Origin of the sequence: Hymenobacter sp. BT559 (assembly GCF_016427535.1) — a bacterium.
GTDB lineage: Bacteria > Bacteroidota > Bacteroidia > Cytophagales > Hymenobacteraceae > Hymenobacter.
Map to the genome: position 1 here is coordinate 102,763 of NZ_JAELXV010000005.1, position 12,882 is coordinate 115,644.

The 12,882-nt window shown below is 62.5% G+C and carries 7 protein-coding genes; 5 read left to right on the forward strand and 2 right to left on the reverse strand.

Annotated features, from left to right (window positions below; translation table 11 throughout):
• Window positions 1-56: 56 nt before the first annotated feature.
• Entirely contained in the window at window positions 57-2,861 is a 2,805-nt protein-coding gene (locus JAO77_RS16775; protein ID WP_198991565.1) for a TonB-dependent receptor, read from the reverse strand.
• A 3-nt stretch (window positions 2,862-2,864) separates the two neighbouring features.
• Window positions 2,865-3,686, reverse strand: coding sequence for a hypothetical protein (locus JAO77_RS16780; protein ID WP_198991566.1), 822 nt, complete (start codon window positions 3,684-3,686; stop codon window positions 2,865-2,867).
• Between the two features lie 136 nt (window positions 3,687-3,822).
• On the opposite strand from JAO77_RS16780, the gene JAO77_RS16785 reads away from it, so the two are divergent.
• From JAO77_RS16785 to JAO77_RS16805, 5 genes are all read left to right on the forward strand, one after another.
• Window positions 3,823-5,343, forward strand: a complete 1,521-nt coding sequence (locus JAO77_RS16785; protein ID WP_198991567.1) for a sensor histidine kinase — start codon at window positions 3,823-3,825, stop codon at window positions 5,341-5,343.
• A gap of 161 nt (window positions 5,344-5,504) precedes the next feature.
• Entirely contained in the window at window positions 5,505-6,194 is a 690-nt protein-coding gene (locus tag JAO77_RS16790; RefSeq protein WP_198991568.1) for a response regulator transcription factor, read from the forward strand.
• A gap of 232 nt (window positions 6,195-6,426) precedes the next feature.
• Window positions 6,427-8,529: a M13 family metallopeptidase gene (locus JAO77_RS16795; RefSeq protein ID WP_198991569.1), complete on the forward strand. Its 2,103-nt coding sequence runs from the start codon at window positions 6,427-6,429 to the stop codon at window positions 8,527-8,529.
• Window positions 8,530-8,895: 366 nt separating this feature from the next.
• Window positions 8,896-12,471: an endo-1,4-beta-xylanase gene (locus tag JAO77_RS16800; RefSeq protein ID WP_198991570.1), complete on the forward strand. Its 3,576-nt coding sequence runs from the start codon at window positions 8,896-8,898 to the stop codon at window positions 12,469-12,471.
• Between the two features lie 81 nt (window positions 12,472-12,552).
• Entirely contained in the window at window positions 12,553-12,777 is a 225-nt protein-coding gene (locus JAO77_RS16805) for a PID-CTERM protein-sorting domain-containing protein (protein ID WP_198991571.1), read from the forward strand.
• Window positions 12,778-12,882: the final 105 nt, after the last annotated feature.

Consider the following 12,882-nt stretch of genomic DNA (forward strand, 5'->3'; position numbering starts at 1 on the left):
CTAAGCGAGGCTCAGCATGACAGCCGTTTTATTTTAGGTCTGCTCCTACGCCACGCTCACCGGCCAAAGTTTCGCACCTGGTAGCTGAAGCTGAGCAGTATATAGCGCGAAAGCACACGGCTGCGCACGTCCTCGACGTAGGTATCAGTGGCGGTGCGCAGCACACTGCGATTTTGGCCCAGCAGGTCGAAGGCGTAGAGCTTAAGCTCGCCTTGCCGGTTGGCAAATAGCTGGTAGGCCAGGCCGGCATTCCAGAGCAGCACGTGCTGATTGTAACCAGCCGCTAGGCCGCTATTATTACTAAAATACGCGTCGGAGGTGAGCACCCAGCGGCCGGGCAGGCGCCAGTACACATCGCCGCTAATGGTCTGGGTAAAGTAAGCCGTATTAGCCGCAGGTGATAGCGAGTAGTCGGCCTGCTGGTACGTAAAGTTGGCGTTCAGCCCCAGCTCTAGGTGCTCACTATAAGCCGAGTTCACACTAAGCGTTTGGCCCAGCAGCCAGGTGCGGGCCACGTTGGGCTGGCCGTTGATAAAGCTTTGGCTGCGGCTGAGGTTAGCGCTGGTGCTGGCGTTTAGGTTGAGCTGGTGGCTGGGCAGCCGCTGGCCTAGCGACAGGTACCCGTTCAGGGCCAGATAGCCGTCGGCATTAACGGGCTGGGTGGTGCGCACGCCGGCCGCATCAAACGTCGTAGCCGACACAATGCGGTGCTGCACCGCCTGCCCAGCCACCAGCCCCATAAGGCTGCGTCCCCGCGCCAGGTCCGACTGGCTATACGTCGCCGTAAGACTGTGGCTGTACTCGGGGCGCAGGTCGGGGTTGCCGAGTCTGATGCTGAGCGGATTGCTATTATCGGGCACCGGCTGGAGCTGGCTGGCCGCGGGCGCCGTAAGCGTGGTGCGGTAGTTGAGGCGTAGCGAGCGGCTGCGGGCCCCGCTGTAGCTGAAGTTGGCCTGCGGCAGCAACGTAGGGTAAGCTCGCCGCAAGCTGGTTTCGGCCGTTTGGTTGTCGAGGCTAAGGGTGGCCTGCTGGGCATCGAGCCCTAGGTTATAGGTATAGCGCAAGCGACGCGTTTGCCAGGTGAGGCCGGCGCGCTGGGCAGCGTAGCGGCTCCTAAATTCGTTGCTGAGCAAGGCATTTACTTGGTCATACTCGCCGGTGGCGGCATTAAAATCGGTAGTAAGGCGGTGGGCTTGGCTAGGTGCAGTAGTGTAGTTGTAGTGCGCCTCTATCTGGTGCCGCAGGGTCAGCGGCTCGGTGTACGAGAAATTAATAGCGGCCTGCTGGCGCGGCGTAGCCTGGTCGATTTGCTGGTTGAGCACCTGTGGTGCACCCGCTCCCGCTGCAAAAAAGGTGTTGGTGGCTTGGTTCAGCGCCAGTCCGCTTTGCCGGTCGAGCCCTAGGTTGAGGTTAGCTGAAAAGGTGCGTCCGGCCCGCTTGAATTTGCGCATGAGCAGCGCGTTGGCGCCGCCCGTGAGGCTGCGGGCCGCGGCGTCGTAGCGGCCGGTGCTTTGGTTGAGCAAGCTGCCGCCCTGGCTGGTTTGCTGGTCGGTGGTGCGCAGTTGGTCGGTGGTTTGCCAGCTGAGGCTGGGCGTGAAGCGCAGGCTGGTAAGCGAATCGAGGCGGTAGTCGAGGCGTAGGTTGGCGCGCTGGCTGGTGGTGCGGGCGCGGCTGGCGGCGCGGCGGTCGGTGAGCGGCACAGCGTCGGGGACGGCCGCACCGGTCAGGTTTTGGCGCTGGGCCTGCTGGTCGTTTAGGGTGGTGGCGCAGGCGGCCAGGTAGCTGCCCGCTACTTCGAGGCGCTTGCCCCAGGCGTCGCGGTAGTTGAGCCCGCCCGACGCGGCCTCCGTCATGCCTACTTGGCCGCCACTGCCCGCGGTGCTGCCTGGATTGCGCGCGCCGCCCGGCGCTTCCAGTACCAGGCCGCCACTGCTGCCACCTAGGCTGCCGGCGCCCCCTCCCCCATCGGTCAGGCTCGTAGTCGGGCCACTATCCGTAAAGCCTTGGCGGTTCACGTTATCGGCCTGGGCTAAGGCCGATAGCTGGCGGCCATTATTGAAGCGGTTGAGACCCAACTTAGTTTGGTAGCGGCCGGCGGTACCTAGGGCGGCTTGCTCGGTACCGAAGTAGCCCTTGCGCTTGTCGCGGCGCGTCACGAGGTTAATGGTGCGCTGCCGCTCGCCGCTGTCGATGCCCGAAAAATTGGCTTGGTCATTTTGCTGGTCATACAGCTGCACCCGTTCGATGATGTCGGCCGGCAGGTTACGGGTTGCCATCTTGGGGTCGTCGCCAAAAAACGGCTTGCCATCGACCAGTACCTTATCCACCGCCTGCCCCTGCGAGCGGATAGTGCCGTCGCGGTCTACCTCCACGCCGGGCAGCTTTTTAAGCAACTGCTCCACGGCCGCATTAGGCTGGGTTTTGAAGGCTTTGGCGCTAAACGCTACCGTGTCGCCGCTCACGCTCACAGGCGCTTGGTGCGTTACGACTACTTCGCCCAGCTGCCGGGCCTCAGCGCGCAGGCGCAGCGGCGGCAGGTCCAAGGTGGGCTGGGCGGCCGTCATGGCCACCGGCCGCTGCAAGGTTTTATAGCCTAGGGCATTCACCAGCACCAAGTACTGTCCCGGCCGCACGCCCCGCAGCGCGTAGTGCCCGCTGCCATCGGTGAGCGAAAACGTGACGTAGCTCGAATCGCGGGCGTGCAGTAGGGTCACCGATACCTCGCGCAGCAGCTGGCCGCTGGCCGAGTCGAGCACTACGCCCTGCACTAGACCTAGGCCGGGGCGTGGCGCGGGCTGGGCATAGCTGCCCCGCCCCACCCCTGCCAGCAGGAGTAGGAACGTTATAATTAGCTGCCGCATACCCTAGGGTCTTGGCTGGCTGGCCATTTGCTCTAGCACGCGCTGGTGCTGGTCGGCGGTAGCCTTGGCGCGTAGTTCTTTGAGCTCAGCTTCGGTCACGGGCCGAGCTTGGGGGCTGGGGCGCACGTCGGCTTCGGCCACCGGCTCGGCCGTGAGCTTGGTGGCCGTGTACTCTTCTTGGTCGCTGCTCAGGGCCAGCACCACACCCTGGGCGGGCGTGAGCTCGCGCACCGGCGAGTAGGCAAAGGGCAGCTCGGTGGTCACCCACAGCGTGTAGGTTTCTTTCTTAAATGGCACCGTGACCTTGTGGCAGAGGTAGCCGGCTATGCGCTTGGTCTGGGGTAGGTCTTGCCAGCCAGCGGGCGGCGCGGGCACAGGCGCGGGCGGCGCCACGTAGTCTTTACCGCCAATGGTAGTCACGGTGGTGGCGGTGCGGGCGCCCAGGTCGAAGTACTGCGCGCTGCTGATGGGTGCCGGGAGGCTGCGAGTGGCAGCAGGAGTCTTACCAGGTACCATGTTGATATTACCGCCCACCATTTGCAAGCCTTGCGGCTGTTCTTCTTTGGCGTAGCGGCTGCTATATACCAGGCTTTTCTGCGCGCTCATCGAAGTTGGCAGCTCAATAGTGGAGCCCGGTCCATCAATATTGATTTCCTGACCATTAGGGTCAAACATCTTGATTTTCACCTTGTCTTTGTCTACTCGCTGCGCAAACTCATAGCGCAAGCGGCCAGTTGCCGGCGCAGTGGATTGGGCGGTAGCTAGGTGGCTAGCCAGGCTGCCGACAAGCACACCAGCTAGGGTTACGCAGAAGAAAGTGGTCATCACAAACGGGGTTAAATAGAACGCCGCAAAGGACGAAGCCGCCCGTGTAAAGCACTGTTATTCTTTGTTAATGAGTGTTAATGCGGCTTTTTGAGACCCTAAGCGGCCGTACTTTCGACCTACGCTATTCTGCCGCATGAAAAGTCGCCTGCGCTTTATTTTCAGTTTGCTAGCTAGCTGCCTGCTCGGCATCTATGGCTTTCAGGCCTATTGGCTTTATGGCAGCTATCAGCTGGCCACCACGCAGTTTGGCCGCTCGACTAGCGAGGCGCTTGAAGCGGTGGTGCAACGCCAGCAGGTTAGGCGCACCAACAAGATGTTCAACATCAAATTCAACAACTACGCCGACGCTAGCTTGCCCCCCGGCCAGGCCTCGCGCTGGCAAATAGAAAAGCTGGATACTGGCCTTACCGCGCCACAAGCGGCTCGGCCCTGGCCCCGGCCGGCGCAGCCACCTAGGGTGTTGGTTTTGCGCTCGTCAGCCGCAAGCAAACGCTCGGTGCCCAACGCGCAAGTCGAGCGCACGCGCGCCGCGCGCACCGATTCGCTGGCCCGGCAGCTCTCCAGCTTTGTTATCAGCAACTGGTACCGCCAGCAACCTGTTGATTTGGGGCAGCTAGCGCTTGCGTACCGCACCGAGCTGCGCCAGCGCGAGATAGCGACTGATTTTAAGCTTGATACAGTCAGCAACACTACTATATCTTTTAAGGCGCACGTGCCTGGCGTCCGCGACACTGTACTTATTCGGATGCTGCCCAACCGCGCCGGCTACCCAGTGCACACGCTAGCCGTGTCGCTCAATCCTGTGCGCGGCCTAGCCGTGGGAGCCTCCTTCCCGGCACCTAGGGCTTATGTACTGCGCCACATGACGGGCAGCCTGGCCGGCTCGGCGGTGCTGCTGGGCCTCACCACGGGCTGCTTTGCGCTCATGCTGAGCACGATACTGCGGCAGAAGAAGCTGGCTGAAGTCAAGAACGACTTTATCAACAACATGACGCACGAGCTGAAAACACCGCTCGCCACGGTGTCGGCGGCTATGGAGGCGTTGCAGGATTTTGGTGCACTAGGTGATGCGCGCAAGACGGACACCTACCTCACCATGGCCCGGCAGGAAGTACGCCGCCTCTCCGACCTGGTCGAAAAAGTGCTGCACATTGCCGTAGAAGACCGCCCCGGCCATGCCCTGGCCCTGCGCCCCGAGACCGTGCGCCTCGCCGCGCTGGTGGCCGAGCTGGTCAGCCGCCACGAGCTGCAAGCGCCCAAGCCAGTGCAGTTTGAAGTAAACATTGCCCCCGCCGCCACGCTGTTGCTCGACCGCCTGCACTTGGCTGGCGCGCTGCACAACCTGCTCGATAATGCCATTAAGTATTCGGGCGAGCGCGTCACCATTCGCATTGGGGGCCAGCTAGCGGCGGGCGGCTACCAGCTCTCGGTGGCCGACGATGGCCCCGGAATCGCGCCCGGCTACCAGGACGCCATTTTTGAGCAATTCTTTCGCGTGCCCACCGGCAACCTGCACCCCGTCAAGGGCTTTGGCCTCGGGCTATACTACGTGCGACAAGTGGTAGCGGGGCACGGCGGCCGCGTCAGCGTGCGCAGCACGCCGGGACGGGGCAGTGAGTTTATCATCTGGTTGCCAGATTCAGTTATTGACTAGTAATAAATAGGTTAGAATAGTAGAGACATCACATCAAGCATCTGTCATGCTGAGCTTGCGAAGCATCTTATCGCGTCAGAGCTAGTAACCCTCGCGTGAGAAGATGCTTCGCAAGCTCAGCAGGACAGGTGTATTGATAATTATAAATGAGTCCTTTGAAAATGCCTACTCTCCTCCTCGTCGAAGACGAGCTTTCGCTAGCTCGTATTGTGCAAGACAGCCTCGAAACCCGCGGCTTCGTGGTGCACCACGCAGCCGATGGGGCACAGGGATGGCAGCTTTTCCAGGACCTAGAGCCTGATGTGGTGGTGGCCGACGTGATGATGCCCGTGCGCGATGGCTTCGACCTGACCGCCCAGATTCGGCGGACCAACAAAGCGGTGCCCATCATCTTCCTCACGGCCCGCTCGCAGCCGGCCGATGTGGTGCGCGGCTTCGAGCTGGGCGGCAACGACTACCTCAAAAAGCCCTTCAGTATGGATGAGTTGGTGGTGCGCGTGCGGGCGCTGCTGGGCCGCCCGCCGGTGGCTGCCCCGCCGCCCGTGCCCGGCCCGCTGACCATTGGCCGCTACCGCTTCGACCACCCCCAGCAGCGCCTGCGCCTGGCCGATGGCAGCCAGCCCGAAACCACCCTTACCCACCGCGAGGCCGAGCTACTCAAGTGCTTGCTCGACCAGCGCAACCAAGTCCTCACCCGTACCGAGGTACTGCGCCAGTTGTGGGGCGACGACAGCTTTTTCAACGGTCGCTCACTCGATGTGTTCATCACGCGACTGCGCCGCTACCTGCGCCACGACCCGCAGGTGCAAATAGTAAACGTGCGTGGCGTGGGCTACAAGCTGCTGGCCTAGGAGGTTGGGCGGACTTTGTAGTATACATGCGCAAGGCTGTTCGTTAACAAACGCAAACTGCAAAGCCCGCGCAACAAATCATTTTTTCCATTTGCGGCCGCCCCGGCAACATAGGACAATGCCGCTACTGAGCTGCACTAAGCCTATTCTACCATAAGCAGAAATTTGCTAGTAATAGGGTAAGTTTGCAAGCTAGCGTTTTTGCGCTACCCTGCCCTTTTACCCCACGTACATGTCTCATTTGCGCAATGTTGCGGCGAGTCTGATGCTCGGCGCTGGCCTAGCTGGCTGCGCCAGCAGCGGCCCCGCCGCACCCACTACTGCTACCACTGCTACTGCCCCCACGGCTACCGCCACCCCCGACCCCAAAGGCGTAGGCCTCGATGTAGCCGACCTAGACCGCTCGGTGTCGCCGTGCGACGATTTCTACGAGTTTTCCGGTGGCAATTGGCTTAAATCTAATGCCATTCCGAGCTACGCCACCAGTTGGGGGCCGCGCAACCTACTGGGCCTGCGTACCCAGGCCACGCTAAAACAGATTCTGGAAGAAGCGGCGGCCAACCAAAGCGCCGCAGCCGGCTCCAACCTTCAGAAGGTGGGCGACTTCTACGCAGCGGCGATGGACACAATGGCCATCGAAAAGGCCGGCATTGAGCCGCTAAAGCCGGAACTGGCGCGCATTGCGGCGCTCAAAACCAAGGCGCAGCTGCCGGCGCTTATTGCCTACGAGCAGGAACTAGGCACAGGTGCCTTCTTCCGCAGCGGGGTGCAAGTCGATGAGAAAAACACCACGCGCTACGTGGTGCAGTTCGACCAGGGCGGCCTCACGATGGGCGACCGCGACTACTACCTCAGGGACGACGCACGCACCCAGAAAGTACGGGCCGCTTACCAAACCTACATGCAGCAGCTGTTTGGCTTGCTGGGCGACAGTCCAGCTGCGGCCCAGCGCAACGCCGCCACTGTCGAGCGCCTCGAAAAGCGGCTGGCCCAGGCTTCGCGCAGCCGAGTGGCGCTACGCGACCCGCAGGCCAACTACAACCAAATGGCCTTGACTGCCGCCACCCAGCGCTACCCCGCCGTGCAGCTTCCCAAGCTGCTGGCTGATATGCAGCTTAGCAAGGCGCAGGAGATAATCGTGGGCCAGCCGGCGTTTTTTGACGAGGTGAATACGTTGCTCAAAACCGAGCCACTAGCCGATTTGCAGACCTACATGCGCTGGCACTTGGTGCGCTCGCTCGCGGCCACGCTGCCCGCCGCGTTCGTCGATGCTAGCTTCCGCTACAATCAGGTGCTGACCGGTGCCCGCCAGCAAACCACCCGCTGGAAGCGGGCGCAAGCTGCTACTGATGCTACCCTAGGGGAGGCATTTGGCCAGCTCTACGTCGAGAAGGCGTTTCCGCCCGCGGCCAAGCAGAAAGCGCTGGAAATGCTCGCCAACATCAAGGCTAGCATGGCCGAGCACATCCAAACCAACACCTGGATGAGCGCGCCCACTAAGGCTGAGGCGCTGAAAAAGCTAAACGCGCTGCGCGTGAAAATCGGCTATCCCGACAAGTGGAAGGACTACTCGGCCTTGCCTATCAGCCGCGCGTCGTACGCCAAAAATGTGCTGGCCGCCCGCCGCTGGGAAAGCCGCCGCGAGGCCGCTCGCTTCGGCGGGCCCGTCGACCACACCGAGTGGGGCATGACACCACCCACCATCAACGCCTACTATAACCCGCCGCTTAACGAAATTGTGTTTCCGGCGGGCTACTTACAGCCCCCGTTCTTCGACCCTAACGCCGACGATGCCGTGAACTACGGCGCCATTGGCGGAGTGATGGGCCACGAAATGACCCACGGCTTCGACGACCAGGGCCGGCAGTACGACGCCGCCGGCAACCTGCGCGACTGGTGGACGCCCCAGGATGCGGCCGAGTTTACGAAGCGCGCCGCCATCGTGGCCCGCCAGTACGATGCCTTTTCGCCCCTCGACTCGGTGCACGTGAATGGTAAGCTGACCCTAGGTGAGAACCTGGCCGATTTTGCGGGCCTCACCATCGTGCACGCTGCCCTCGAAAAGCAGCTGGCGCAACGCTATGGCAATGGCCCGCGGCCTAAGTTCGACGGCTTCACGCCCGAGCAGCGCTTCTTTTTGAGCTGGGCCCAGCTACGCCGCCAAAATATTCGGCCCGAAGCCCTGCGCCAGCAAATCCAGACTGATCCGCACTCGCCGGGCCAGTACCGCACCATCGGGCCTATTATGAACATGCCGCAGTTCCAAGCCGCCTTCGGCTGCAAAGAGGGCGATAGAATGACCCGCACGCCGGCCGACCGCGCTGTTATCTGGTAAGCTGCATGTTGCGCAGACTCTGTAGTCTACGCTTTGGTGGCGGCACACTTGCGAGCGCGGACTACAAAGTCCGCGCTCTAACACGTTAAAAATGCCTCGAAAAAAGGGAATGTTAGCGGCGGCTAGCGTTCCCTTTTTTTATGTCTGCCGCTAGCGCTCAGCTTATCGACTTTATAAAATTCGGGCATTACTGGCTATCGCAAACGTTTGCCCAGACTATCACAAACGTTTGCTGAAAAATACTAAGCTATATATCTAATTAACAGCTGGCTAAACAACGCGAGAGGCCCCTACTTTAGTGTGGCAGGCCGCGGATTATTCCGCGAATTTCTTGCTCTTTCCTTTTCCCACCCAACCCTCTTCCTTATGAAGAAACCTCAACGCCTAGGACTGGCGCTGGTGGCTGCGCTTGGCAGTCACTTTTCGCTCTTTGCCCAAAATGCGCCCGTGCCGTTTGAAGCGGAATCCGGGACCTCGACCACGCCGCCCGTAGCTGGGGCCACCATCGGCGACTGGATTATCGGCAGCACCACGGCCAGCGGCACGGTGCCAGCCGCCACCTACATTACCACCAAAACCGACCAGGCGGGCTATGCCACCGGCAGCTCGGTTCCTACCACGGCGGCCCGCGTGCTCACGTACAGCATTACGTTTCCGGGGGCGGGCAGCTACGACCTCTACGCCCGCATCTGGGTGGGGCCGGGCGGCTTCAGTGACGACAGCTACTACAACGCCACCAGCTTCGGTGTGAAAAGCCCCACTACCAGCGGCGACTGGCGGCTGCAAAACGGCCTAGCTTCAGCTGGCTACGTGGCCAGTTCGACCCAGCCCGTAGATGGCCTAGGTACCGCCGGCTTCAGCGCCAATGCTATGACGCCGCTGTGGAAATGGGTCAATCTGTCCAAATTTGGCAGCGGCGCCTCGTTTACGGTGCCAGCCGGCAACCTCACGCAGACCCTGCAGATTGGGGCGCGGGAGGACGGCTTGTACTTCGATAAGTTCGTGTTTGGGCAAACGGGCCTCAACTTTACAGTAGCCAACCTCGACGCGGGCACGCAGGGCTCGGCCGTCGTGGTAACGCCCGGGCCGGCCCCCACGGGCTCGCCCATTGCGATGGGCAAGCCCAAGTACCTAAGCTCGGCGTATAGCACGGCCCAGTCGCCCTACTTTGGGGTGTATTGGGATGGCACCACGCCCGAAAACGGCGGCAAATGGGGCGTGGCCGAAGGCACCCGCGGCAGCTACAACTGGGCCGAAGCCGATGCGGCCTACGCCCAAGCAGTGGCCACGGGCGGGCCGTTTCGCTTTCACACGCTCATCTGGGGCGCGCAGCAGCCTACCTGGCTCACTACCAGCGGCCTAAGCGATGCCGACAAGCTGGCGGCCATCAAGGACTGGTACCAGGCCGTGGCGACCCACTTCCAGGGCAAGCGCATTGACTTTATCGACGTGGTGAACGAGCCCACCCACCAGCCGCCCACCGGGGCCGCGGGGCCCGATGGCGGCGCCTACCTCAACGCGCTGGGCGGTAGTGGTGCTACGGGCTGGGACTGGGTTATCACGGCCTTCCAAATGGCGCGCCAGTACTTCCCCAATTCCAAGCTAATGCTAAACGAGTACAGTGTAGAAAACGAGCCCAACCGGGCCGCTACCTACGTGGGCATTGCGAAGCTTTTGAAAGACCGCGGCCTCATCGACGCCATTGGTATTCAGGGGCACTCGTTTTCGCTGGCGCCTACCTCTACGGCGTCCATTCAGGCCAATATGGCCACACTGGCCTCGGCCAACCTGCCGCTCTATATCACAGAGTTTGACCTAGATGGCGCAACCGATGCCCAGCAACTAGCCGACTACCAGCGTATTTTCCCGCTGTTCTGGGAAAACCCGGCCGTGCGCGGCATCACGATGTGGGGCTACCGCCCCGGCCACTGGCGCACCAATCAGGGCGCGTACATTGCCAATGCCGACAACAGCGAGCGCCCGGCCCTGACGTGGCTGCGCAGCTACGTGGCCAGCACCTACACCGGCCCCATGTGGACCGGCACCACCAGCGCCGCCTGGGCCACGGCTAGCAACTGGATTACCAACAACGGCGCGCCGGCCAATGCCCTCGTGTCGGCGGCCAGCACCTACACCCTGCCCGCGGCTACCGACGACGTCGTTTTCCCCGGCTACGCCGCCAACCAGCCCACCGTGAGCAGTGCCCAAAGCATTCGCAACGTTACGCTCGGTACCGGCTCGACACTGACCACCAACGCCGTGCTGACCCTGACCGGCAACCTGACCAATAACGGCGGCGCGGTGGCCGGCACCGGCACCGTAGCCCTAGGTGGCAGCAGCGCCCAAACCATCGGCGGCACCACCGCCACCACCTTTCCTAGCCTTACGGTAGGCAGCGCTACGGCCAGCCTAGTTGCCCCCGCCAGCGTGCGCCAAATGCTAACGCTCAACGGCAACCTGACCACCAATGGCCGGGCCTTTACACTGCTTTCGACTGCCACGGGCACCGCTATGGTGGTGAATACCAACGGCGCTGTAGTAGGCAATGCGACGGTGCAGCGCTACATCGACCCGACTACGAACGCCGGCAATGGCTACCGCCATTACGCCGCGCCAGTGGCCAGCACCACCGTAGCCGACCTCGCCACGAGCGGCTTCTCGCCGGTGGTAAACCCGGCTTATAACCAGGCTGCAAACCCTTACGTCGTAACGCCCTTCCCCACGGTATTTGGCTACAACGGCGCGCGGCTAAGCGCGGCCTCGGCCCTGACCAGCGCCTTTGACTACGGCTGGGAATCGCCGGCGGCGCTAACCGACGTGCTGACGCCGGGCCTAGGGTACTCGGTGAATATTCCGGGCACCGAAACGGTTGACTTTGTGGGCGCGCTTAATAATGGTCCCATCAGCCGCACCAACCTAGGGCGCGGGCCGCAGGCCGATGCCGGCTGGCAACTGCTGGGCAATCCCTACCCCTCGCCCCTCGACTGGGACGCCGTGAGCACTACGGGCCTCGACGCGGCCGTGTACGTGTTCCGCTCCACCGGCCCCTACGCGGGCACTTACTCGACCTACGTACCCAACGGTCCCAGCGTGAATGGCGGCACCAAGCAGTTGGCGGCTATGCAGGGCTTCTTTGTGCGCACTACTTCGGCCAGCGCGCCGGGCAGCATCAACTTTACTAATGCGGCGCGCCTGACCACCTACGCCAGCCCCACGTTCCAGCGCATTACCGGCCCCGCCCCCTTGGTGCGCCTAGCCCTAGGTGCCGCCACCGGCCCCGCCGATGAGGCTGTAGTGTACTTCCCCGGCGATGCTACTATCGGCTTCGACCCCGCCGCCGATGCCTACAAGTTGGCCGTGAGCGGCACCCCACTGCTAGCCAGCGAGCTGAGCGCTACTGACCTGCTAGCTATCAACGCGCTGCCGGCCCTAGGTGCCGCTACCGTTACCGTACCTCTGCGCGTGCAGGCTCCGCAGGCCGGCAGCTACACGCTACGCGCCACCGAGCTGCTCAACCTGCCCGCCGGCGTGCAGGCCCTGCTGCGCGATGCCCAGACCGGTACGCTCTTCGACCTGAGCCAGTCCACCGGCTACACCGTGAGCCTAGGGGCCGGGGCCACCGCGGCCGGGCGCTTTGCGCTGGTGCTGCGGCCCAGCAGCCCACTGGCCACCGCCGCGGCCGCGCTGAGCGAGCAAGTGAGCCTCTACCCTAACCCCACGCGGGGCGGCCGCTTGTCGCTAGGCTGGCCCACTACGTTGGGCCAGCAGGCTATCGAGGCACAGGTCCTTAATGCGCTGGGCCAGCCGGTGTTTCACCAAACCCTGGCGCCTAGCGCTACTGCTACCCGGCCGCTCGCGCTGCCGGTGCTGGCACCGGGCATCTACACCGTGCGCCTCCAAACCAACGCGGGTACCATCATCAAGCGCCTGACCATCGAGTAGTTTTTTGCTTAGCCCGGCCCCTGTAGCTGCGCGCGGTGCAGGGGCCGGGTATCTATTCTCTCGTTTTCCCACCCCTATTTCATGAACAAGATTTCCTCTCTACGCTTGGCGCTGGCCGCGGCTGGGCTCTGGCTGCTCACGGGCGCCTTGGCCGCCACCCAGGCCCAAACGCCGACTACCGGCGGCCCCGTGCCACAAGCCCCAGACCCTGCCGCCGTGCCGCTCGATGGTGGCGCCTCGCTGCTAGTAGCAGCCGGAGTTGGCTTTGGCTTGCGCAAGCTGCGCCGCCTGCGGCAGTCATCTTAAAGCGGCCCCTAGCTCAGTCAAATGAAAAGCCCCTTGGCAAATATGCCAAGGGGCTTTTCATTTGACTGAGCTAGGGCAGGGTTTCAACAACAGCCTATCTTAGAC